General features: G+C 73.1%; 19 protein-coding genes. 12 read left to right on the top strand and 7 right to left on the bottom strand.

Features of this window, described 5'->3' with window-relative positions:
* Positions 1–63 precede the first annotated feature (63 nt).
* Entirely contained in the window at positions 64–1,752 is a 1,689-nt protein-coding gene (locus tag O3438_RS25590) for a DEAD/DEAH box helicase (RefSeq protein ID WP_269682264.1), read from the bottom strand.
* Positions 1,753–2,036: 284 nt separating this feature from the next.
* On the opposite strand from O3438_RS25590, the gene O3438_RS25595 reads away from it, so the two are divergent.
* Positions 2,037–2,687 carry a ferritin-like fold-containing protein gene (locus O3438_RS25595; RefSeq protein WP_269682265.1) on the top strand — a complete coding sequence of 217 codons (651 nt, stop codon included), beginning with the start codon at positions 2,037–2,039 and terminating at the stop codon, positions 2,685–2,687.
* Between the two features lie 96 nt (positions 2,688–2,783).
* Here the strand turns inward: O3438_RS25595 and O3438_RS25600 are convergent, their stop codons facing one another.
* Together O3438_RS25600 and O3438_RS25605 are read right to left on the bottom strand one after the other, a co-directional pair.
* Positions 2,784–3,011, bottom strand: a complete 228-nt coding sequence (locus O3438_RS25600) for a DUF3107 domain-containing protein (protein WP_030329796.1) — start codon at positions 3,009–3,011, stop codon at positions 2,784–2,786.
* A 64-nt stretch (positions 3,012–3,075) separates the two neighbouring features.
* Positions 3,076–3,714, bottom strand: a complete 639-nt coding sequence (locus O3438_RS25605) for a TetR/AcrR family transcriptional regulator (protein ID WP_030489514.1) — start codon at positions 3,712–3,714, stop codon at positions 3,076–3,078.
* Positions 3,715–3,862: 148 nt separating this feature from the next.
* On the opposite strand from O3438_RS25605, the gene O3438_RS25610 reads away from it, so the two are divergent.
* The 6 genes from O3438_RS25610 to O3438_RS25635 all read left to right on the top strand — a co-directional run bounded on the left by O3438_RS25610 (position 3,863) and on the right by O3438_RS25635 (position 12,555).
* Entirely contained in the window at positions 3,863–7,351 is a 3,489-nt protein-coding gene (locus O3438_RS25610) for a hypothetical protein (RefSeq protein WP_269682266.1), read from the top strand.
* 23 nt (positions 7,352–7,374) lie between these two features.
* Positions 7,375–8,349, top strand: coding sequence for an alpha/beta fold hydrolase (locus O3438_RS25615; protein ID WP_269682267.1), 975 nt, complete (start codon positions 7,375–7,377; stop codon positions 8,347–8,349).
* A 5-nt stretch (positions 8,350–8,354) separates the two neighbouring features.
* Positions 8,355–9,209 carry a DUF3152 domain-containing protein gene (locus O3438_RS25620; RefSeq protein ID WP_269682268.1) on the top strand — a complete coding sequence of 285 codons (855 nt, stop codon included), beginning with the start codon at positions 8,355–8,357 and terminating at the stop codon, positions 9,207–9,209.
* Between the two features lie 102 nt (positions 9,210–9,311).
* On the top strand, positions 9,312–10,136 hold the full coding sequence (locus O3438_RS25625) for a DUF3152 domain-containing protein (protein ID WP_269682269.1): 825 nt from the start codon (positions 9,312–9,314) through the stop codon (positions 10,134–10,136).
* Positions 10,137–10,259: 123 nt separating this feature from the next.
* Positions 10,260–11,441 (top strand): adenylyltransferase/sulfurtransferase MoeZ, encoded by a 1,182-nt coding sequence (gene moeZ, locus O3438_RS25630; protein WP_269682270.1) that lies wholly within the window; start codon positions 10,260–10,262, stop codon positions 11,439–11,441.
* Between the two features lie 277 nt (positions 11,442–11,718).
* Complete coding sequence (locus O3438_RS25635) at positions 11,719–12,555, top strand: prenyltransferase/squalene oxidase repeat-containing protein (protein ID WP_269682271.1); 837 nt, start codon at positions 11,719–11,721, stop codon at positions 12,553–12,555.
* Positions 12,556–12,576: 21 nt separating this feature from the next.
* On the opposite strand, the gene O3438_RS25640 is transcribed toward O3438_RS25635, so the two are convergent.
* On the bottom strand, positions 12,577–13,818 hold the full coding sequence (locus O3438_RS25640) for a glutamate-5-semialdehyde dehydrogenase (protein ID WP_269682272.1): 1,242 nt from the start codon (positions 13,816–13,818) through the stop codon (positions 12,577–12,579).
* 27 nt (positions 13,819–13,845) lie between these two features.
* Positions 13,846–15,003, bottom strand: coding sequence for a glutamate 5-kinase (gene proB / locus O3438_RS25645; RefSeq protein ID WP_269682273.1), 1,158 nt, complete (start codon positions 15,001–15,003; stop codon positions 13,846–13,848).
* Positions 15,004–15,016: 13 nt separating this feature from the next.
* Between proB and O3438_RS25650 the strand changes: the two genes are divergently transcribed.
* The 3 genes from O3438_RS25650 to O3438_RS25660 all read left to right on the top strand — a co-directional run bounded on the left by O3438_RS25650 (position 15,017) and on the right by O3438_RS25660 (position 18,425).
* Positions 15,017–15,331 carry an MGMT family protein gene (locus tag O3438_RS25650; protein WP_269682274.1) on the top strand — a complete coding sequence of 105 codons (315 nt, stop codon included), beginning with the start codon at positions 15,017–15,019 and terminating at the stop codon, positions 15,329–15,331.
* Positions 15,332–15,504: 173 nt separating this feature from the next.
* On the top strand, positions 15,505–16,941 hold the full coding sequence (locus tag O3438_RS25655) for an MFS transporter (protein WP_269682275.1): 1,437 nt from the start codon (positions 15,505–15,507) through the stop codon (positions 16,939–16,941).
* The gene (locus tag O3438_RS25660; protein ID WP_269682276.1) at positions 16,938–18,425 is read left to right on the top strand and encodes a pyridoxal phosphate-dependent decarboxylase family protein; all 1,488 of its coding nucleotides are present in this window, start codon (positions 16,938–16,940) and stop codon (positions 18,423–18,425) included. Before O3438_RS25655 ends, O3438_RS25660 begins: the two co-directional genes overlap by 4 nt.
* A gap of 54 nt (positions 18,426–18,479) precedes the next feature.
* Here the strand turns inward: O3438_RS25660 and O3438_RS25665 are convergent, their stop codons facing one another.
* Positions 18,480–19,688, bottom strand: a complete 1,209-nt coding sequence (locus O3438_RS25665) for a hypothetical protein (protein WP_269682277.1) — start codon at positions 19,686–19,688, stop codon at positions 18,480–18,482.
* Positions 19,681–20,217: a SigE family RNA polymerase sigma factor gene (locus O3438_RS25670; RefSeq protein WP_269682278.1), complete on the bottom strand. Its 537-nt coding sequence runs from the start codon at positions 20,215–20,217 to the stop codon at positions 19,681–19,683. The genes O3438_RS25665 and O3438_RS25670 overlap by 8 nt, the downstream gene beginning before the upstream one ends.
* Positions 20,218–20,471: 254 nt before the next feature.
* Here O3438_RS25670 and O3438_RS25675 point away from each other — a divergent pair, with 254 nt between their 5' ends.
* Both O3438_RS25675 and O3438_RS25680 read left to right on the top strand, forming a co-directional pair.
* Positions 20,472–21,053, top strand: a complete 582-nt coding sequence (locus O3438_RS25675) for an NADH-quinone oxidoreductase subunit B (RefSeq protein ID WP_269682279.1) — start codon at positions 20,472–20,474, stop codon at positions 21,051–21,053.
* A gap of 86 nt (positions 21,054–21,139) precedes the next feature.
* A complete protein-coding gene (locus tag O3438_RS25680; protein ID WP_269682280.1) occupies positions 21,140–22,456 on the top strand; it encodes a DUF2252 domain-containing protein in 1,317 nt (438 codons plus the stop codon).
* Positions 22,457–22,459 lie beyond the last annotated feature (3 nt).

A 22,459-nucleotide genomic window follows, 5' to 3' on the forward strand; every position in this document is an offset into this window, starting at 1 on the left:
TGGGAAGGGAACATCCCCCGTACCGCGCGGGGCGGTGCGGGGGATGTCAGGTGTGGCTGCTGGTCAGTCGGCGGTCGCCTCGGCCGGCGTACCCGCACCGGAGCCGCCACCACGGCGACGCCGGCGGCGACGCGGCTTCGACGGCTCGCCGTCGGATGCGGCGGCCGGCTCGGTGGCGCCGGTCTCGGCGGCGATCACCGCGGTCGCCTCGCCCGCGACCACCTCGCCGGCCCGGCGACGACGCCGACGGCGGGGCGTACGGGTGCCTTCCTCGCTGGCGTCGACTGCGGGTGCCTCGGTGACGTCCGCGGTGCCGGCGTCGGAGCGGCCACGGCGGCTGTCGCCCCGGCCCCGCCGCTCGCCCCGCGCTTCGCCACGGCTCTCACCGCGTCGGGAACCCCGACCACCGCCGTCGCCCCGGCGGGAGCGCGTCGTCCCGCCCAGGTCCTCCTCGATCTCGGCGGACAGCCCGGCCCGGGTGCGCTCGGCCGTGGGCAGCGTGCCGCTGACGTCGGTGGAGATGTGCAGGTCGGTGTAGAGGTGCGGCGACGTGTGGTACGTCTCCGGCGGCTCCGGCATCTCCAGACCGAGGGTCTTGTCGATGATCCGCCAGCGCGGCATGTCGTCCCAGTCGACGAAGGTCACCGCCACGCCCGTCGCGCCGGCCCGGCCGGTACGACCGATGCGGTGGGTGTAGGTGTCCTGGTCTTCGGGGCAGTCGTAGTTGATCACGTGGGTGACGCCGGTGACGTCCAGCCCTCGGGCCGCCACGTCGGTGGCGACCAGGATGTCGATCTTGCCGGCGCGGAAGGCGCGCAGTGCCCGCTCGCGAGCGCCCTGGCCGAGATCACCGTGCACCGCGGCGACCGCGAACCCGCGGAAGTCGAGGTCCTCGGCGACCCGGTCGGCGGCCCGCTTGGTGCGGGTGAAGATCATGGTCAGCCCACGCCCCTCCGCCTGGAGGATGCGTGCCACCACCTCGACCTTGTTCATCGAGTGGGTGCGGTAGACCAACTGCTGGGTCTGCGGCGACGGACCGGTCTCGGCGGTGTGCCCAGCGTGGATCGTCATCGGCTGGCGCAGGAAGCGCCGGGACAGCGTGACGATCGGGTCCGGCATGGTGGCCGAGAAGAGCATCGTCTGCCGGTCTTCCGGAAGCATCGCGAGGATCTTCTCGACATCGTCGAGGAAGCCCAGGTCGAGCATCCGGTCGGCCTCGTCGAGGACGAGGGCGTGCACCCGGTCCAGACGGAGGTGCTTCTGCTTCTGCAGGTCCATCAACCGGCCGGGGGTGCCGACCAGGATCTCCACGCCCTTGCGCAGCGCGTCGATCTGCGGCTCGTACGCCACGCCGCCGTAGATCGGCAGCACCCGGACGCCGCGTGTACGGCCGGCGGCGGCCAGGTCCTTGGCGACCTGGATGCCCAGCTCACGGGTGGGGACGACGACGAGCGCCTGCGGGACGCCGTCGCCTCCCTCGCCCGGCGCGAACACCCGGTCCAACAGGGGTACCCCGAAGCCGAGGGTCTTGCCGGTGCCGGTGGGTGCCTGGCCGATCAGGTCGACGCCGCGCAGCGCGATCGGGATCGCGTACTCCTGGATGGCGAAGGCGCGGGTGATGCCCGCCGCGGCCAGAGCCTCGACGGTCTCGGCGCGGGCGCCGAGTGCGGCGAACGTGGGGGCCTCCGGTCGAACCGGGGCGGTGGGGGCCAGTTCCTGGCCGTCCATCAGATCTTGAGTCAACTCGCTCATCTGGATGTGGGGGTGCCCTCTCGTGGGTGCGCCCGTCATGTCCTCAGGGCGCGTTCGGTATGACGCGGGCCACACGGTCGGCGGCAGACTGCCGAGCCGGACCGGGCCGCACGCGCGCCGCGGGCTGAGCTTCGATCAGATCGGCGCCCACGGCAACTGCTCCATGCTACCTGAACAGGCATGCCCCCGTCCCGATTCCCATCCGGCCACTCGCCACGCGGGGCAAGCAAATGTGAGCTACGTCACGTCAAGCCGAGCGTTCGGAGACGGGGTAGCCTGCGCTCGTGTCCACGCCGACCACCCCCGGTCCCGCCGTCACCGACCTGCTGGGCCTGGTCGCCTTCGGCGAACTGCTCGCCTTCGAGCGGATGGCCGGCGATGCCCGGCTCGCCCCTGACCTGCGCCGTCGAGCCGCGCTGAACGAGATGGCCGCCGCCGAGATCGTCAACTACCGGCGTCTCGCCGACCGGCTCACCGCGCTGGGTGTGCCGCCCGAGGACGCGATGGCGCCCTACGTCGAACCGGTGCAGGCGTACCACGACTCGACCGAGCCTCGGGACTGGGCGGAGGTGGTCGCCAAGGCGTACGTCGGCGACGCCATCACCGACGACTTCATCCGGGAGATCGCCGACGCGCTGGAGGAACCGGAACGGGCACTGGTGCTCGACGTCCTGCACGACTCCCGCTACGCCGAATTCGCCGCGGCCGAGATCCGGGCCGCGGTCGCCGACGATCCGCGAGTGGCCGGCCGGCTGTCCATGTGGGGGCGGCGGCTGGTCGGCGAGGCGCTGTCCCAGGCGAGCCGTGTCGCCACCGAGCGGGCCGCACTCACCACGCTCATCGCGCGGGACGACCGGGTCGACGTGCCCGGGCTGTTCGGCAGGCTCACCGCCGCGCACACCGAGCGGATGGCCGCCGCCGGGCTGAACAACTGACCGCCCGGCCGGTCGGGGCCGGTCTGCGACGGTCGGGACCGGGGCCGGCCTGCGGCAGGTGGGCCGAACGCCGACCTGCCGCGATGGCCGGACCGGTCAGCGGACGGTAAAACCGACCGCCCGGGGCGACGCCTCGGCGATCTCGACGTAGGCGACCTTCTCGACCGGAACGATGACCCGCCGGCCCTTCTCGTCGGTCAGGGAGAGCGTGCCGCCGTTACCGGCGAAGGCGTCGGTCACGATCTGCTCGATCTCGGCCGGCGACTGCGCGCTGTCCAGTACCAGCTCGCGCGGCGCGTACTGCACGCCGATCTTGACCTCCACTGTGCCTCCTCAACTGGGGCTAAAGAACCGCCCTGCGAAGGCTATCCGATCACGGGGTCGGCGGTCAGGCTGACTCACCTTGCAGCGGGAAGCTCGCGATGCCCCGCCACGACAACGCGGCCACCAACGCCTCGGCCTCGGCCTTCGGCACCTGCCGGCCACCGGCCAGCCAGAACTGCGCGGCCGTCTCGGCGGCGCCGACCAGCCCGGAGGCGAGCAGCTCGGCGTGCGCCCGGCTCACGCCGGTGTCCGAGATGATGGTGTCGGTGATCGCCGCGATGCAGCCCTGCTCGACCCGTTCCACCCGCTGCCGCACTGCCGGGTCGTTGCGCAGATCCGATTCGAAGACGAGCCGGAACGCCTCACTCTCGTGGTCGACGAAGTCGAAGTACGCGCGCACCGAGGCGCTGACGCGCTCCTTGTTGTCGCTGGTGCCGCGCATCGCGTCCTGCACCTGAGCGACGATGGCGTCACAGTGCGTGTCGAGCAGCGCGAGGTAGAGGTCCATCTTCCCGGGGAAGTGTTGGTAGAGCACCGGCTTCGACACCCCGGCCCGCTCGGCGATGTCGTCCATCGCGGCGGCGTGGTAGCCCTGGGCGACGAACACCTCCTGCGCCGCAGCGAGAAGCTGCTTACGACGCGCGGAGCGGGGCAGGCGGGTGGGCCGGCCAGCGGTCTGTGCACCATTCCCCGCAGCGGTCATGGGATCCTCCGAGTTCTCCGTACGAGCCGGCATTTTCCCCCCAGACCGGCGAGGTCACTGACCACCGTCGTGGAAATGGCCCGCCGCTGTAACTTATCGCCACTCTCGGCACACGGTAGCCTCAGCGGGGGCGACCAAGGAGCGCGCGGTGAGTGAAACAGGGCAACCCGGAGCCGCCACCCCGGGAGAACACGGTGACGGAGCGGGTCAGCACGACGACCCGAGTCGTCCCGTCAGTGGGTGGGCGCCTCAGTCGGGTGGGTGGCCCCGAGCCGCCGACCCCGATGACGCCCGGGAGCAGGCGCCGCGCTGGCAGCCCGACCCGGCTTCCGGCTGGCGCACCTCCTCCACTCGACACGGCGACCTTCCGTCGCCCCTGGCCGGGTCGCCCGGCGACCCGGAGCCGCCGGCCCGGGTCAACGGCCACCACGCCAACGGTGTGCACCCCCCGGACGACACCAACGGCGTCCGTCGCCCCGGTCTCGAACCGACCGGGGGACGTCCCACGCCGGTGAGCGCACCACCCGGGCTGCCCGGCGAGGGGCGACCCGAGACGGCCGGCGACCGTCTGGTGGTTCCCGCGCAACGTCCGGTGCCGTCGGCGGAGCAGGGCGTCGGCGAGCCGGACACGGGCGCCGGTCCCCGTTCCACAGCCGATCCCGCCGCCGCGCATCGCGCCCGTTGGGCCGAGCCCGGGCTGCCCACCTCGGCGCCGCCGGCCGTCCAGGTGCCGCCCGTCGGCACCGCCGCGTCGGGCTTCGAGGTGCCGCCCGGCTTCCACGCGCCGATCGGGGAACGACTCGCGGCGGACGATCCGTCGGCCACGTCACGCGACTGGCGGGACCCGCTGACCCCGGAGCCTCCGGCAGCAGCGGGGCGTACCCCGGGGCCGGACGCGCACGCCGACGCGGCCGAGCCGGGTCGCGGTGCCGAGCCGGGTCGCGGTGCCGAGCCGGGTCGCGGTGCCGAGCCGGGTCGCGGTGCCGAGCCGGGTCGCGGTGCCGAGCCGGGTCGCGGTGCCGAGCCGGGTCGCGGTGCCGAGCCGGGTCGCGGTGCCGAGCCGGGTCGCGGTGCCGAGCCGGGTCGCGGTGCCGAGCCGGGTCGCGGTGCCGAAGGCCCTCGCTCGGGAGAGACGCACCGCGCCGGGGAGCCTCCGGCCGTCGAGCCGGACTGGTCGGGGCCGAGCTGGAACCGTCCGAGCTGGGACCGCGGTTGGGCACCGCCCTGGTCCCGCCAGAACGACGAGCCGGACGGCCCGCCGACGCGGGACGAGTCCGCGTCCGGTTGGGTAGCCGATCCGGTCCAGCCGTACGAGCCGGTACGGGCCGAGTCACCCCGCCCGTACGAACCGGTCCGCGCCGATCCGCCGCGTGGGTACGAGCCCGTCCGAGGTGAGACCGCGCCCGAATCCGCGCCGGACAACCCTGTCGAGCCGGGCGGCGTGCCGCCGACCGCCCGCCCGTCCTGGGCTGCTCCGTCCGCTGCGCCACCTGCCGATCGGTCGCTCCGGTCCGTCGACTCGGACCCGTCCCCGACCAGCGGCCCGCCGGTGTCGTCGGCACCGCCGCCCACCGTGGGGCGTCCGTCCTGGGCCGGTGGCCCGTCCCCGATCAGTGGGCCGCCGGCCGACCGTCCGTCCTGGGCTGGTGGTCCGTCCCCGACCAGTGGGCCGCCGGCCGACCGCCCGTCCTGGGCCGGGTCCGGGACCGCCCGTGCCTCCCGGAGCGACCGCCCGTCCTGGGCTGGCGGAGGCGATTCCGAGTCTGCCGACGTCGCGCCGACCCGGCCGTCCTGGGCCGGGGGAGCCGACCCGGTGCCGACGAGTGCGCCGCCGCCCCGCCCGTCCTGGGCCGGCGGGGCCGATGCCGAGCCGACCAGTGCCCCGCCCGCCCGGCCGTCCTGGGCCACCAGCCCGGCGTCGCCCACCACACCGCCTCCGGCGCCTGCGGGGGCACCTCCCACGCTGGCCGACCCGCCGCCCGCTCCGGCGGGCCCGCCATTGGTGGCGGAACGCCCCTCCTGGGCCGGTGGTTCGCCGACCGGCTCGGCGAACCCGAGCAGGGAGGAACGGCCGGACTGGTCCGAGGGGCGCATTCCCGCCACCCCGGTCGAGCGTCCTTCCTGGGCTTCGATCCAGTCGGCCAAACGTCCCCGTGGGGGCGACGACGAGACCCCGGGCCCGACCCGCCCCGAGGTCCGGCCGACCGGGCCGTTCCGGCTCCGTCCGGCGACGCCCGAGTCGCCCGGCCCGGTCGAGTCACACCGTCCGGCCGCGCCGCCGAGCGCCCCGTCATCCACCGACGTCACGTCGTCCTCGACAGGGGCGGTGCCACCCCCCGCCACCAACGGGCCCGAACCCCGCGACCGGCCCGCCACCGCGCCCGCCTCCGCCTATGCGGCTCGCCGATCCGCACCCGACGCGGCGTCGTCCGCCGACGACGACGGGCAGTCGGACCCGAGAGCGGTGGTGCTGCCGCAGCGCGTCCCCGCAGAACCGGACGTGCCCGTCGTGCCGGAGCCGCCAGCTGTGGACCCACCCGCCGAAACCCCGGAACCCGCCCGCATCGCCACGCACCTCCGCCGCGACGACGAGCCGGCACCGTTGCGGGAGCGCCCCGAGGGGTTCGACGTCAACGCGATCCTGGACGCCGTCCGTGAGGTGGCAGGTGTCCGCGACGCCGCGCTGCGTCGTACCCCGGCCGGGGCGCACAGCCTGCGACTGGACCTGGCCGACGGCGCCGACCCGGCCGAGGTGAGCCGACAGGTGGCCCGCCTGCTCCAGGACCGGATGGGGCTGGCCGCCGCACCGCAGAACGTGCCCGGAATGCCCAGCACGCCGCCTCCGCCGGTTCGCCGTCGCGTGGCCGAGCCGCGGGTCGCCGAACGGCGTACCCCGGATTCCCCGACCGCGGCTGCGCGCGATGCCGGCGCCGACCCGCGTGGCGGTGAGGCCCGGGCGGCCGATGCGACGGCGCCCATCCGACCGTCCGGCGGTCGGGTGGAGGCCGTGCCGACGGGCCCGGAGCAGAGGCCGGGCACCGACGTCTCGCGCCGCCGCCGGTCGAACGCGCCGCACCGGGGTCGCGCGACCGTCGAGGAGCCGGGGTCGGTTTCGGCCGCGCCGGCTGGTGCCGCCACCGGCAGCCCGGCGACGCTCGGCACGTCGTACTCCGGTGGTCAGGTGACCACGACGGAGTCGGCGCCGTCCCGGCCGTTGGAGACGGGTGGCGCGCCGGGGCCCCGGGTGGTGATCGACCACGTGCAGGTCAGCACCTTCGGCCTGGACGCGAACGTGGAGGTCCGGCTGCTGGCCGGGGGCGAGACCGCCTCCGGGTACGCCACCGGCCCGGCGGTGGACGGTTATGTGCTGCGGCTCTGCGCGGTGGCGGCGGCCGCAGCTGTCGACGAGTTGCTGCGCGGCGCCGACAACGCCGAGCGGGGGCGCTGCTTCGTCGAGCACGCCGCTGTGGTGCCGTTCGGCAACTGTGAGGTGGCCACCGTGGTGGCGCTTCTCGTCTGCGAGGGCTGGGTCGAGCAGCTCGCCGGCTCGGCTCTGGTCGCCGGTGATCCCCGGCAGGCGGTGGTCCGGGCGACGCTGGCAGCGGTGAACCGTCGGCTGGAGGCGCTGCTGTCCTGAGTGGTCCGAGGCAGACTGGAACGATGAGACGCGCCACCCTCTGGCCGGACCACCTCCTTCCCGACGACCATGTTCCCCCGCCGTGGCCGGGCCGGGAGGTCCGCCTCGACGGCCTGGTCACGTACGTGCGGGACACTCCGGCCACCGCCGCCGGCGCGGAGCCGGCGCTGTACGTGCACGGGCTGGGCGGGTCGTCGCAGAACTGGACCGACCTGGCCGGGCTGCTCGCCGACCGGCTGGACGGTCAGGCCATCGACCTGCCCGGCTTCGGTCGTAGCGAGCCGGGGCCCCGCTACACGATCCCGGCGTTCGCGGACCTCGTCGTCCGCTGGATCGAGCACTCCGACCGTGGTCCGGTGCACCTGTTCGGCAACTCGTTGGGCGGAGCGGTCGCGGTCCAGGTGGCCGGGCTCCGGCCCGACCTGGTCCGTACCCTCACCCTGATCTCCCCGGCTCTGCCGTTCCTGGACTTCCGCCGCTCGTTGCAGGGGCGGATGCTGCCGGTGCTCGCCATTCCGCGCGGCGAACGGTTGGTCGCCCGGCGGCTCACCCAGCTTCCGCCCGAGGTGATGGCCCAGCAGGTGCTGGAGGCCTGCGTCGCCGATCTCAGCCGGATCTGCGACCAACGTCGGGCCGAGGCGCTGGAGGAGATCCGGGTCCGCTACGAGGCGGAGCACTACGCGGCCGCGTACGTCCGGACGTTCCGTGGTCTGGTCTCCAGCTTCCTGCGGGCGTACCTGCCAGGGTCGGGTTCGCTGTGGCGGCTCGCCGAGGCGGTACGCGCACCGACGCTGGTGGTGGGTGGCCGGCTGGATCGTCTGGTCGACGTGCGGGTCGCACCGCAGACCGCGCGGGTCATCCGCGACAGCCGGTTGATGATGCTCGACGGTGTCGGTCATGTGGCGCAGTTGGAGGTGCCCCGGCTGGTGGCCCGAGCGGTGGTCGGGCTGCTCGCCGAAACGGGGGACTCCGTTGGGCGGTCCGATCTGGCAGGCTGAGCCCGATGCCCAGCTCAGCCCGTCTCCCGGCCCGTCGTCAGCGACGCTTCGCCCTGTTCGCCCAACTGGTGGCGGTGGTGCTGGCGGTGGGCGCGGCGGTGACCGTGATCGCGGAGGGGCCGGGTGGGCACCCGGGCGCCGAACGGTTGGCGGCCGACGAGATCTCCACGGTGCCGCCACTGGTGGCCGCGCCACTGCCGCCGTCGGTCAGCCCGTCGCCCTCCGCGACGGTGTCGTCCAGTCCGCCTCCGGTGCTGCGGCTGCCCGGTGCCGTCCCGAGCGCCGGCACCGGCGATTTCGGGTACGACGCCCGCTCCGGTCCGGTGCTGGGGCGAGCGGGTGAGCTGCGTCGTTTCCGGGTGGCTGTGGAGTCGGGCAGCAACGAGGATGCGGCGGAGTTCGCGCAGGCGGTGCACACGGCGCTCGCCGGTCCGGGCAGTTGGGTGGACAGCGGCAGGCTGCGGCTGCAACAGGTGCCGGGGGGTGCGCCTCGGGATTTCACCGTCTACCTGGCGACGGCCCGGACGGCGGGTCGCATGTGTGCCGACGGGGGAGTGGACATCCGGGTCGGGGGTCGGCCGTACACGTCCTGCCGCGCGCCCGGCCAGGTGATCATCAACCTGGATCGGTGGCGGCTGTCGGTGCCGCACTTCGTCTCGGCCAAGGTGCCGTTGTCGGTCTACCGGACGTACGTGGTCAACCACGAGGTGGGTCACCAGCTCGGGCACCGGCACGAGCGCTGCCCGGGCGCGGGCCGGCCGGCGCCGGTGATGATGCAGCAGACGCTCTTCTGGAACGGGTGCCGGGTCAACCCGTGGCCGTACCTCGATGGGCGTCGCTACAGCGGCCCCGCCCTCTGAGTGACGGGTCGACACGCCGACCTCGTACCCCTCCATCAGGCGTCTTGCGGCAATAGCTCCAAAAATGGAGAAATGCCCGAATAATCTGGCAGGCTCGTCGTCATGACGCCGTCGTCCCGATACGGCCCGCCCCAGCCGCCCGACTCGTCGGGCTCGTCGGCGTACGTGCGGCCCACGCTGGCCCGGATGCACCGGCGGCGTCGCCGCACCCTGCTGTTCGGCCTGCTCGTGCTGACCGCGGCCATCGGCGTGCCGCTGGCCAGGAGCGACCGAGAGCCGGCGGCCGTCTCTCCCGCCGTCACCACCGAGGCCGGCACGGGGCGCGGCGGTGGTGCCGCGCATCCGGTGCCCACCAGCTACCCGTCGGTCGGCGCCGGACGGTTCACCGCGGCCGACGGTGAGACATCAGTGCACGGCGCGGACGGCCCGCTGCGCCGGTACCGGGTCGTCGTCGAACGGGGCACCGGCCAGGACGCCGAGGCCTTCGCCACCCGAGTGGACGAGGTGCTGGCCGACCCACGGAGCTGGATCGCCTCCGGCGAGCTGCGGGTGCAGCGGGTGGCCGACGCCGGTGCCGCCGACTTCACCATCTACCTGGCCACCCCTGTCACGTCCGAGCGGATGTGCGCCGAGGGTGGGCTCACCACCGAGCGCTACACCTCCTGCCGCCTGCCCGGCCAGGTCATCATCAACCTGGCCCGCTGGATGGAGGCGGTCCCCGACTACGGCGCCTCGCTGGACACCTACCGCACCTACGTGATCAACCACGAGGTCGGCCACGAGTTCGGCGAACAGCACGAGGCCTGCCCCGAGCCGGGTGAGCCCGCCCCGGTGATGCAACAACAGACGTACGGCCTGGACGGCTGCGTCGCCAACGCCTGGCCCTACCTCGACGGCCGTCGCTACGCGGGTGACATCGTCCCCTGATCGACGGCATCGTCGGTTATTCCCGCTCCCGCATCGCGGACCACGTGTCCTCCCTCATGGCCGAGCAGGGCCCCCGCGAGCAACAATGGCGCGGTTCACACCGCCGATCCCGGGGAGTCCACCGTGTCGTTGCCCCCGCTCGTCGAGCCCGCCGCCGAGCTGACCGTTGACGAGATCCGCCGTTACTCACGCCACCTGATCATCCCGGATGTCGGGGTGGCCGGGCAGAAGCGGCTCAAGAACGCCCGGGTGCTCTGTGTCGGCGCGGGTGGCCTCGGCTCGCCCGCCCTGCTGTACCTCGCCGCGGCCGGGGTCGGCACGCTCGGCATCATCGACTTCGACACCGTCGACGAGTCGAACCTCCAGCGCCAGGTCATCCACGGTGTGTCCGACGTCGGCCGATCCAAGGCCGAGTCCGCCGCGGCGTCGATCCGCGAGATCAACCCGCTGGTCAAGGTGGAGATCCACAACACCGCTCTGGACCGGGACAACGTCCGCGAGATCTTCGCCCAGTACGACCTGATCGTCGACGGGACCGACAACTTCGCCACCCGCTACATGGTCAACGACGCGGCGGTGCTGCTCGGCAAGCCGTACGTGTGGGGCTCGATCTACCGCTTCGACGGCCAGGCGTCGGTGTTCTGGGCCGAGCACGGCCCCTGCTACCGCTGCCTCTACCCGGAGCCGCCGCCGCCCGGCATGGTCCCCTCCTGCGCCGAGGGCGGCGTGCTGGGTGTGCTCTGCGCGTCGATCGGCTCGATCCAGGTGAACGAGGCGATCAAGCTGCTCACCGGCATCGGTGAGCCCCTGGTCGGCCGTCTGATGGTCTACGACGCCCTGGAGATGGAATACCGCAAGATCAAGGTTCGCAAGGACCCGAACTGCGCGCTCTGCGGCGAGAACCCGACGGTCACCGACCTGTTGGAAGACTACGAGGACTTCTGCGGCGCGGTCTCCGAGGAGGCCCAGGAGGCGACGCTCGACTCGACCATCACGGCCCTGGAACTCAAGGAGTGGCAGGACGCCGGCAAGGACATCTTCCTGGTCGACGTGCGGGAGCCGGCCGAGTACGAGATCGTCCGGATCCCCGGCGCCACCCTGATCCCCAAGGGCGACATCATCTCCGGCGAAGCCCTCGCGAAGCTGCCGCAGGACCGGCAGATCGTGCTGCACTGCAAGTCCGGCGTCCGCTCGGCGGAGGCGCTCGCGGCGCTCAAGGCGGCCGGTTTCCGCGACGCCGTACACGTGCAGGGCGGCGTGCTCTCCTGGATCAAGCAGATCGATCCGTCGCTGCCGGCGTACTGATCGACCGGGCCGGGGCGCCGCACCTCGGGCCGCCCCGGCCCACACCCGCGTCGCCCGCCGCTCGCCCGCCCTGCGCCGGCCATGTCGCGCCGGCCCGGCCCACGCTGTGCTGCGCGCGCTGCCGGCCGGCGCCGCGCCGTCCGCCCCGGGCCACGTCGACGCCCCTGCAAATCGACGCAGATAACAGCGAGCAGCCCGACGGACGGAGCGACGCAGCCAGTTCGGGCTGGCCGATTCTCCGAGGCGGCATCGCTTCCGCGCAGGTAGCGTCTCCGCCGTGGTCGACTTGGAAGCCGCGATCGGGTTCGTCGTGGCGCATGGGGATGCGGTGGAACGTGCCCGCCTCTCCTGGCTCCGCAACGGCACCCCCGTGCCCGCCGAGTTGTTGGAGACTGCCGAGGTCGGCCAGTCACCGGACGGCGGTTGGCCGGCCACCTGGGGCGGCCCGATCGCCTCGATCGACGCCACCTGTTTCCGGCTCGCCGAACTGGACGACCTGGGCGCGCTCGGCCGTCCCGCAGCCCGGCGCGCACTGGACTGGCTGGCCTCCCGGCAGCAGGCCGACGGCGGTTGGGAAGAGGACGCGTCGTTGGCTGACTCGGCGCCCGAGTGGGCCCGGCCCGGCGACCCGGAAGCCGGGTTCCTCGTGTCCGCCAACGCCGGCTTCTGGCTCACCGTCGCCGGCCTGGATGCCCGAGCCTCGGGTCCGCTCGACCACCGGGTCGGTGGGGCGTACGCCGGTGTGGTGCAGGCGGCGGCCCACTCGCTCGCCGCGCGGCTGCGCCCGGACGGCAGCTGGCCGTCGTTCCTCGCCGCGGGTTGGCTGAGCGCGGCCGTACTGCACCGGCAGCAGATGTTCCAGGAGTCGGCACGCATCCAGGTGGTGCTCGTCGAGCGGATGCCGAAGATGTCCCCCGGCGACGTGGCGTGGTTGGCGGCCACGCTGCGCCGGGCCGGCGTCGACCCGCAAGACTGGATCATGGCGCGGGCGCTGCACCGGCTGACCGAGACCCAACGCACCGACGGCGGTTGGGAGAGTGACGACGGCCATCAGTTCGACGTGCACACGACGCTGGCCGCGATCCGCGCCGCCCGTCCCGCGCCGCCTGCCTGAGGCCGCCCTGCGGCTGAACGCCTAGCGCAGGTGCCCGTCGCCGGTGACCACGTACTTGGTGCTGGTCAGCTCGGGCAGGCCCATCGGGCCGCGGGCGTGCAGTTTCTGGGTGGAGATGCCGATCTCCGCGCCGAACCCGAACTCGCCGCCGTCGGTGAACCGCGTCGACGCGTTGACCATCACCGCCGCCGCGTCCACCCGCGCGACGAACTCGCGGGCCGCGCTCGCCGAGTCGGTGAGGATCGCCTCGGTGTGTCCGGTGCCGAAACGGCGGATGTGCGCGACCGCCGCGTCCAGTGAGTCGACCACCGCGACCGAGATGTCGGCGGACAGGTACTCGGTGGCGAAGTCCTCCTCGGTGGCCGGGACGACGGCTGCGGAGTACGCGGCCACCGCAGGGGAGCCGTGCACCGTCACCCCCGCCTCGGCGAACGCGGCCAGCATCGGCGGCAGGAACGCGTCGGCGACACCCGCGTGTACCAGCAGCGACTCGGCGGTGTTGCAGGTGGAGAGGCGCTGCGTCTTGGCGTTCAGCGTCACCGCGACGGCCTTCGCCACGTCTGCGGCGGCGTCGACGTAGACGTGGCAGTTGCCCACCCCGGTCTCGATCACCGGAACCGTCGACTCCTCGACCACGGTGCGGATCAGCGACGCGCCGCCGCGGGGGATCAGCACGTCGACGAGCCCTCGGGCGCGCATCAGCTCCTTGACCGAGTCGCGGGAGCTGGCGTCGAGCAGCTGCACCGCGTCGGCCGGCAGCCCGGCCCCGGCCACCGCGTCGCGCAGCACCGCGACCAGCGCGGCGTTGGAGTGCGCGGCCGACGACGAACCGCGCAGCAGCGCCGCGTTGCCGGATTTGAGGCAGATCCCGGCGGCGTCCACAGTCACGTTCGGCCGTGCCTCGTAGATGATGCCGACCACCCCGAACGGCACCCGGATCTGCCGCAGCTCCAGCCCGTTGGGCAAGGTCGAACCTCGGACCACCTCGCCGACCGGGTCGGGCAGCGCGGCCATCTGGCGCAGCGCGTCGGCGATGCCGGCCACCCGGCCCGCGTCGAGGGCGAGCCGGTCCAGCACGGCCGCGCTCAACCCGGCCTCGCGCCCGGCCGCCAGGTCCGTCTCGTTCGCGGTCAGGATCTCCGGGGTACGCGCCACCAGCGCGTCGGCCATCGCCACCAGCGCGGCGTCCTTGACCGTACGGGTGGCAGTGGCCAGGTCAGCGGCGGCGTCCCGCGCCCGCTTCGCCTGCTCGACGACGCTCATCGCTTGCTCCTCAGCTGGGCGGTTGGCTTACAGCAGCACGAGGTCGTCGCGGTGGACGACCTCTCGTTCGTACGCCGGGCCGAGCGCCGCGGCGAGTTCGGACGTGGAGCGGCCGAGCAGCCCGGGCAGCTCCACCGCGTCGTAGTTGACCAGACCTCGGGCGACCGACGCGCCGGCGGTGTCCACCAGGTCCACCGGGTCGCCCGCGGTGAACGTGCCGTCGACGGCGGTGATGCCGGCCGGTAGCAGCGACTTGCGACGCCCGACGACGGCGGCCACCGCGCCCGGGTCGAGGTGCAGTCGCCCTCGGGGTGAGGTGGCGTGGGCCAGCCAGAACAGCCGGGCCGTCGGGCGTTGCCGCTGCGGGTGGAAGAGGGTGCCGACGGGTTCGCCGGCCAACGCCGGACCGGCCAGGTCGGCGGCGGTGAGCACCACCGGGATGCCGAAGCCGGTGGCGATCCGGGCGGCCTCGACCTTGGTCACCATGCCGCCGGTGCCGACGCCGGACCGGCCGGCCCCGCCGATGGTGATCCCGGCGAGGTCCGCGTCGCCGTGAACCTCGGAGATCCGCGTCGACTGCGGCTTGGTGGGGTCGCCGGTCCAGAGGGCGTCCACGTCGGAGAGGAGGACCAGGAGGTCGGCGTGCACCAGCGCGGCCACCAGCGCCGCCAGCCGGTCGTTGTCGCCGAACCGGATCTCCTGGGTGGCCACCGTGTCGTTCTCGTTGACGATCGGCACCGCCCGCAGGTCGAGCAGTTTGCGCAGCGTGCGGTACGCGTTGCGGTAGTGCGCCCGCCGGGTCACGTCGTCGACGGTGAGCAGCACCTGCCCCACGGTGCGGCCGTGCCGAGCGAAGCTGGCCGCGTACCGGCCGATCAGGAGGCCCTGCCCGACGCTGGCGGCGGCCTGCTGGGTGGCCAGGTCGCGCGGGCGTCGGGGGAGCCCGAGTGGGGCGAGGCCGGCGGCGATCGCGCCGGAGGACACCAGGACCACCTCGCGCCCCTCGGCGGCGAGCCGACCGAGGATGTCGACGAGCGCGTCGACGCGCTTCTCGGCCAGACCGCCGCTGGCGGTGGTCAACGAGGAGGATCCGATCTTGACGACGACCCGCCGGGCCGCCGTGACTGCGTCGCGCACCCGCCCATTCTGCGTGGTCACGGCCGCACCGCCCGGCGGCGTTCCCATATGGTGGCGGATTGTGACACCTGACGAGTATGTCGAGGCGGTGCTCGACCTGGTCGAGCGGATCCCGGAGGGTCGGGTCATGTCGTACGGCGGGGTCGCCGACGCGCTCGCCGAGCGATCGGGTCGCACCTCGGCGCGACTGGTGGGCAGCATCATGGCCCGCCATGGCGGCTCGGTGCCCTGGCACCGGGTGGTGACGGCGGCGGGCCGGCTGCCACCGGGCCACGAGCGGGAGGCGCGGGCCCGCCTGCGTGCCGAGGGGGTGCCGCTCCGCCCGACCGGGGTCGACATGGCGGCGGCCGGTTGGTCGCCGGACGAGGATCGGTGACCAGCCTTCACCCGTCACCGCCGGGCTGGTGTGCCGTCGGCGCTGGTAACACTCCGAGGTCGCGGAGGCGGTTGCGTGCCTGGCTGCCGGCTACCTGACTGTTCGGATGTCCGCATCGGGCGGGCGGATGAGGGGATGTGACCTCCGGCATAACGTGAGTAACATTCGGGCCCATGAAAACGCCGCTGGGCACCGGCTCGTCAGCCGCCGGCTCGCTGCCTCGCCCGGTGCACGCCGGCTACGCGCTCGGCTCGCTGGCGACCGGCGCGTTCGGCACCGTGCCTGGTCTGCTGCTGCTGCCGTACCTGACCGACACGCTGGGCGTGGCCGCCGGACTCGCCGCCCTGCTGGTGCTGCTGCCCAAGGCCTGGGACGTGCTGGTCAACCCGGTCGCCGGGCGGGTCTCCGACCGCACCCGGTCACGCTGGGGCGCTCGCCGCCCGTACCTGCTCGTCGCCGGCCTCGCGCTCGCCGTCCTCTTCGCGTCGATCTTCGCCGCGCCGTTCGGCAACGGCCCGGCCGCCGCCGCGTACGTGGCGTTCGCCTTCCTCGCCACCGCCACCGCGTTCGCCTTCTTCCAGGTGCCGTACGTGGCGATGCCGGCGGAGCTGACCGACGACTCCACCGAGCGCACCCGGCTGATGACCTGGCGGATCGCGGTGCTGGCACTGGCCATCCTGGTCTCCGGCGCGGTCGCCCCGCTGGTGGTCAGCGCCGGCGGCGACGGTGTTGCCGGGCACCGGTGGATGGGGCTGTTCGTGGCGGCGCTGATCGCCCTCGGCGCCGTCGGGGCGTTCCTCGGTACCCGGTCCGCGCCGACCGGCACGGTGAGCGGGAGCGAGCCGAGCCTGCGCGCCCAACTCGCCGTCGCCGCCGCCAACCGCCCGTTCCGGGCGCTGCTGATCTGTTTCGTCGTGCAGTCCGCCGGGGTGGCGACGATCCTGGCCGGGGTCAACTACTTCGCCGGGCAGATCCTGCGCGACGACGAGAGCGGGCCGACCCTGCTCTTCGTCTGCTTCGTCGGGCCGGCGCTGCTGGTGATGCCGATCTGGTCCCGGGTCGGTGCCCGGCTGGGCAAGCGGACCGCGTTGGTCGCCGCCTCGCTGATCCTCGCCGTCGGGGCGCTCACTTTGGTCGCGGCGTCGGTGCTACCGGCGGTCGCCGTCTACCTGGTGGTCGCGGTGCTCGGCGTCGGGTACGCCGGGCAGCAGGTGTTCGCGCTGTCGATGCTGCCGGACTGCATCGCGTACGACACCAGGCGCACCGGTCGGCGACAGGCGGGTGTGTTCACGGGCCTGTGGACGGCGGGGGAGACCCTCGGGCTGGCGCTGGGTCCGGGCATCTACGGCCTGGTGCTCCAGGTCTCCGGCTACGTCTCCTCCGACACCGGAACAGCCGCCGCGCAGTCCGACGGTGCCCGCCTGGGCGTCCTGCTCGGCTTCACGCTGATCCCGGCCCTGTTGATCGCCCCGCCGATCCTCCTGCTCCGCCAGTACACCCTCACCCCCGCCGCCCTGGCTGACCCGATCCGTGCCGACCGCGTCGATCATGGAGTTGTGGTGGCGACGAAAGCCATTGACCGTCACGAGAAGGGCACCACAACTCCATGATCGACGAGAGCAGGGTCGAGGACCGGGCTGCGTTGCCTCTCGGGGTGCCGGCGGATGTCGCGTTGGCCGAGGTACGGCAGTTGCGCGCCGGTGACCGGCCGACCCACGGCGGGCAGCTGTTCGCGTACGTCTACGACCCCGCGGTCCCGGGCCTGGACGAGCTGACCGCCGCCGCGCACCGGGAGAGCGCGCATGTCAACGGGCTGGACCCGACCGCGTTCCCGTCCCTGCTGGCGATGGAGAACGCCCTGGTGGGCGCTGCCGGCCGGGTGCTCGGCGCCGGCCCGGGCACGACCGCCCCGGACGTCGTCGGCAGTGTCACCAGCGGCGGCACCGAGTCGCTGATCCTCGCGGTCAAGACGGCCCGGGACGCGCATCCGGAGATCGCCGAACCCCGGATCGTGGTGCCGTCGAGCGCCCACGCCGCGTTCGCCAAGGCGGCGCACTATCTGCGGGTGGCGATGGACGTCGTGCCGGTCTCCCCGGACACCCTGCGTCCCGACCCGGCCGAGATGGCCGCCGCGATCCGTCCGGAGACGGTGCTGGTCGCCTGCTCCGCGCCGTCGTACGCGCACGGGGTGGTGGACCCGGTCGAGGAGATCGCAGCGGTGGCCGCCGCCGCCGGGGTGCGCTGCCACGTGGACGCCTGCTTCGGTGGCTGGACCCTGCCGTACCTGCGTCGCCTCGGTGAGCCGGTGCCACCGTTCGACTTCGCGGTACCCGGAGTCACGTCCATCTCGGTGGACCTGCACAAGTACGCGTACGCGCCGAAGGGGGTGTCGGTGCTGCTGCACCGCGACGCCGCGCTGCGCGCACCGCAGTACTTCGCGTACGCCGACTGGCCCGGCTACACGATGATCAACCCGGTGATCGCGTCCACCCGCTCGGGCGGGCCGATCGCCGCCGCGTACGCCACGGTGCGGCACCTCGGCGACGACGGTTACCTGCGGCTCGCCACCGTCACCCGGAACGCGGTCGCCGGCCTGGCCGAAGCGGTTCGCGCCATCGACGGGTTGCGGCTGATGGCCGAGCCGGAGTCGACGGTGGTGTGCTTCACCGCCACCGAGGGCGGCCCGGACCTGTTCGTCCTGGTCGACGAGCTGACCGCGCGTGGTTGGCACACCCAGCCCCAACTGTCGTACGCGGGGCTGCCGGCGAGTGTGCACCTCACCGTGACCGCCTCGGTCGCGCCCCGGGTCGCCGAGTTCGGGCCGGACCTGGTCGAGGCGGTGGCCGCCGCCCGGGCGGCCGGTCCGGTCGCCCTCCCGCCCGAGCTGGTCGCGCTGGCGACGTCGCTGACCCCGGACGCCCTCACACCCGAACTCGTCGCCGGGCTGGCCGCCGGGCTCGGACTCGGTGGCGGGGGAGCGTCGACGCCGGAGCGCCTGGCGGTGGTGAACACCCTGCTCGACGCCGCCCCGCCGGCGTTGCGCGAACGCCTGCTGGTCGAGTTCGTCGGCCTGCTGCAACGTCCCGCCTGGTGACCGGAGTCCGGCCGCGCCGTACGCCCCCGTGGCGTACGGCGCGGCCGGCGATCGTCAGCCGTAGATCATCTTCATCTGAACCAGGTTGTCGCCGCTGTTGACGTCCGGCAGGACATCACGTTCGCCGTCCATCGGCTGGACCTCCACGTCCGCCCTGTCAGTGCTCAGCTTGTCCCCTTCGAACACATGGAAGTCCAGGTCCAGTCGCATCTCCGCCCCGGCGGCGAGCTGACCCAGACGGCAGACGATCGGGTCAATGCTCTCTGGGACGCCCGAGCACGTTTCCCACCCGTCGACGTCCGCGCGCACCACCGCGGGTACGCCCAACCGCAGCACCACGTGGGCGACCGGCGCCGTGCCCCGGTTGCGGATCCGCACCGTGGCCGTACCCGTCCGGGAACCGTCGTCCGCAACTCTCAGTACGAGGTCGCCGGTGGTGACCGAGACGTCCGCCAGATTCGGGTTCGGACCGAAGCTCGTCGGCCCGGAGACCTGGGTGAACGCGTCGCCCTTCCAGCGGTAGCCCCGCCACTGCCGTTGTGACCACTTCGCGGCCCAGCCACCCCCGGGGGCGATGTCACCGACCTGCACGCGGACCGTCCCGTCGGCCACCACGTCGAGGGCGAACAACCACTGGGGCTTGTCGATGGTGGTCGCCACCACGCGGCCGAGCGTGACCACCTTCCCCGTCTCGTCCCGGTCGAAGGCGACCACCTGCATCGGGCCGCCGGTGCCGAGCGCGCACTGCACCAGTGCCACCGTCTCCACCGCCCCGTCCCCGTCGACGTCACCGTGGTCGACAGCGATGAGCCAGTTGACCCCCTCACGGTTGTCACCGCTGAGCCGTACCGCCGACGTCGGGCAGCCGCGCCCGGCCCGCCACGCCGGCAGGGTCACCGACGCGTCGAGCAACTGCGCCCGACTGATCCGGCCGTCGGGCGCGGCGGAGGCGGGGCCGCCGGTGGTCACCGAGGGACCGGGGGACGGGCTCGTCGAGTCCTCCGGGGTGGGCGACACCGAGATGCTCGGCGTCGGGTCGACCGGACCCGGCTGGTGGTCCGGGCCGCTCATCGCCGCGTACCCGATGGCGGACCCGCCGAAAAGCGCGAGCAACGTCGTGGCGCTGGCCCCCCACCGGCGCCGGTTGCGACCTCGCACCGTCCGGCGGACGGCGGCGGGACCGGGCACCTCGACCTTGTCCAGCACGGTACGGCGGTAGTGGGCAAATTCCTCGGCGAGGCCGAGGGTCTCCTGCTCAGACATCCCGCACCTCCTCGTTGGTGTCCCGCAGATGGGTCGCGAGGGCCGTGCGGCCCCGGTGCAGCCACGATTTGACGGTGCCCTCGGCGACCCGCTCCTGCGCGGCGATCTCGGCGACCGACAGGTCGGCGAGGTAGTGCAGAACGACGGCCCGTCGCTGCTTCGGCGGCAACTTCGCCAGCGCGACGTCGAGAGCGACCCGGTCGGGGCTCGGCCCGGCGACGTGGGTCTCCCGTTGCCGCACCAGCCACGACTGGGCGGTCCGCAACCGCCGCCAGCGGTTGTGTCCGAGGTTCCAGGCAACCTTGCGTACCCAGGCCAACGGGTCCTCGTAACGGGCGAGCCGGTCCCAGCGGGCGTACGCCCGGCAGAACGCCTCCTGGACCAGGTCCTGCGCCTGTCCACGGTCACCCGTGTACGCGGTGAGCTGCACGACCAGGGAACGGAAGTGGGCGTGGTAAAAGTCGTCGAAGACCAGTTCGGCGGCGGCCGAGGTGGAGTTGCCCAGCGGGTCCGGCGGTCGTCCGCCCACCTGTACTTCTCTCGTCACAAGCACTCGTCCTCCCCGTGGTGGCCGCGGGCGGCGTGTTCGCCAGCACCGGTCACACACTCGGGCACGCCGGCAGGTTGCGGGAGAACCGGTAGGCGTTCCTGTCGTCTGGGGGACAGACCTGCGCCTCTCGTCGTCGGCGGCTGGGCGTGGCGCGCCGTACCGGGCGCGAAGCCAGGAACGAGGCTCGGAGTCGCTGTGGTTGACTGTCCGGTGGGGGACAGAAGGGGGCGGTCGTGCAGCTACCGGCAGTGCTCGGTGAGCCGATCCGGTTCGTGTTGAACTGGGGGCGTCGCTACTCGCTCTGGGTGTTCAACTTCGGCCTGGCCTGCTGTGCGATCGAGTTCATCGCCACCAGCATGGGTCGCCACGACTTCATCCGCCTCGGCGTGATCCCGTTCGCCCACGGCCCCCGGCAGGCAGACCTGATGGTGGTCTCCGGCACGGTGACCGACAAGATGGCTCCGGCGATCAAGCGGCTCTACGACCAGATGCCCGAGCCGAAGTACGTCATCTCGTTCGGTGCCTGCTCCAACTGCGGTGGCCCCTACTGGGACTCGTACTCGGTGACCAAGGGCGTGGACCAGCTCATCCCCGTCGACGTCTACGTGCCTGGCTGCCCGCCCCGGCCGGAGGCGCTGCTGCACGGCATCCTGCGCCTCCAGGAGAAGATCGCCGCCGAGCAGTCCGGCATCGGTGGCGTGCCGCAGCGCGACGTGTTGGCCGCGCCGTTGGACGCGCCGCCCCGCGAAGCCGCTGCCCCGCGTTCCGTCGACTCCCTCACCGCGCCACCGGTACGCCCGCCCACCACCGACTGACGGCGGCCGAGCCGCCCGGACAGGATGAACGGGGCAAGTCGGTTGTCCGACGTCCGGGGTGGCCGAGCCGGGCTAGCCTGCGGTTCATGAGCAGTCCAGAGGATCGGCGCTCCACCCACATCGTCGACGTGCTCACCGAGGAGTTCGGTGCGTCGATGGCGATCGACCCGGCCGCCTTCCGCCGCAAGTTCCGCAAGATGGCGGCGTCGCCGTTCGCCTTCTACCGGGGCAGCGCCGCGCTGTTCTACGCCGACCAGCGCGGCGACTTCGCCGACGACCGGTTCTCCGACGAGCGGACCAGCCGGGTGTGGATCCACGGTGACCTGCACGCGGAGAACTTCGGCACCTACATGAACGCGTCCGGGCAACTGGTGTTCAACGTCAACGACTTCGACGAGGCGTACGTCGGCCCGTTCACCTGGGACCTGCGGCGGCTCGCGGCCAGCGTGGCACTGCTCGGCTACGGCAAGGCGCTCTCCGACACGGCGATCGGGGACCTGGTGGCCGGATTCGCGCGGTCGTACCTGACCGAGCTGCGGGCGATCGCCGCCGGCGGTGACGACGCGATCGGCTCGATCACCCTGGACAACGCCGACGGGGTGCTGCGCCGGGTGCTCCAGCAGGCGCGGCTCAACACCCGCGTCGACCTGCTCGCCGCGCAGACCACCATCGACAACTACGAGCGGCGCTTCTCCCTCGGTGACGGTGTTTTCGAGATCGACGACGCCACCCGGGATCTGGTGAGCGCCGCCTTCGAGGACTACCTGGGCACCCTGCCGACCGGCTCGACGCAGCTACGGCCGGTGGCGGCGCGGATCAAGGACGTCGTGCTGCGCAAGGGCGTGGGCATCGGCTCGGCCGGACTGCCGTCGTACAACCTGCTGCTGGAGGGGCACACCCAGGCCTTGGAGAACGACGTCGTCATCTACATGAAGCAGGCGCAGGTGCCGGCCGTGGCGCGGTACGTCACCGACGAGACGGTCCGGGGCTACTTCCAGCACCAGGGGCACCGGACCGCCGAGTCGCAGCGGGCGTTGCAGGCGCACGCCGACCCGTGGTTGGGCTTCACCGAGCTGCACGGCGCCGGTCAGCTCGTCGCCGAGGTGTCCCCGTACGCCGCCGACCTGGACTGGTCCGACGTGAACGAGCCGGAGGAGCTGACCGGGGTGCTCATCGACCTCGGTCGGGCGGTGGCCCGGATGCACTCGGTCGCCGACGACGAGTCCAGTCACGACCTGGTGGACTACTCCACCGAGGAGGCGATCGTCGCGGCGGTGGACACCGACGAGCGGGGCTTCGTCGCCCACCTGGTGGACTTCGCGCACGCGTACGGGGTGCGCGCCCGACAGGACCACCAGCTCTTCGTCGACCTGTTCCGCAACGGCCGGCTGCCGGGTATCTGAGCC

Source organism: Micromonospora sp. WMMC250, from assembly GCF_027460215.1.
Classification (GTDB): domain Bacteria; phylum Actinomycetota; class Actinomycetes; order Mycobacteriales; family Micromonosporaceae; genus Micromonospora; species Micromonospora taraxaci.

What these genes read in the sequence shown, in the direction of transcription:
- O3438_RS25590 (WP_269682264.1), bottom strand. Translation starts at nt 1,752, where the DNA reads ATGAGCGAGTTGACTCAAGATCTGATGGACGGCCAGGAACTGGCCCCC.
- O3438_RS25605 (WP_030489514.1), bottom strand. Translation starts at nt 3,714, where the DNA reads ATGACCGCTGCGGGGAATGGTGCACAGACCGCTGGCCGGCCCACCCGC.
- O3438_RS25615 (WP_269682267.1), top strand. Translation starts at nt 7,375, where the DNA reads ATGAGACGCGCCACCCTCTGGCCGGACCACCTCCTTCCCGACGACCAT.
- O3438_RS25620 (WP_269682268.1), top strand. Translation starts at nt 8,355, where the DNA reads ATGCCCAGCTCAGCCCGTCTCCCGGCCCGTCGTCAGCGACGCTTCGCC.
- O3438_RS25625 (WP_269682269.1), top strand. Translation starts at nt 9,312, where the DNA reads ATGACGCCGTCGTCCCGATACGGCCCGCCCCAGCCGCCCGACTCGTCG.
- O3438_RS25640 (WP_269682272.1), bottom strand. Translation starts at nt 13,818, where the DNA reads ATGAGCGTCGTCGAGCAGGCGAAGCGGGCGCGGGACGCCGCCGCTGAC.
- proB (WP_269682273.1), bottom strand. Translation starts at nt 15,003, where the DNA reads ATGGGAACGCCGCCGGGCGGTGCGGCCGTGACCACGCAGAATGGGCGG.
- O3438_RS25655 (WP_269682275.1), top strand. Translation starts at nt 15,505, where the DNA reads ATGAAAACGCCGCTGGGCACCGGCTCGTCAGCCGCCGGCTCGCTGCCT.
- O3438_RS25660 (WP_269682276.1), top strand. Translation starts at nt 16,938, where the DNA reads ATGATCGACGAGAGCAGGGTCGAGGACCGGGCTGCGTTGCCTCTCGGG.
- O3438_RS25665 (WP_269682277.1), bottom strand. Translation starts at nt 19,688, where the DNA reads ATGTCTGAGCAGGAGACCCTCGGCCTCGCCGAGGAATTTGCCCACTAC.
- O3438_RS25680 (WP_269682280.1), top strand. Translation starts at nt 21,140, where the DNA reads ATGAGCAGTCCAGAGGATCGGCGCTCCACCCACATCGTCGACGTGCTC.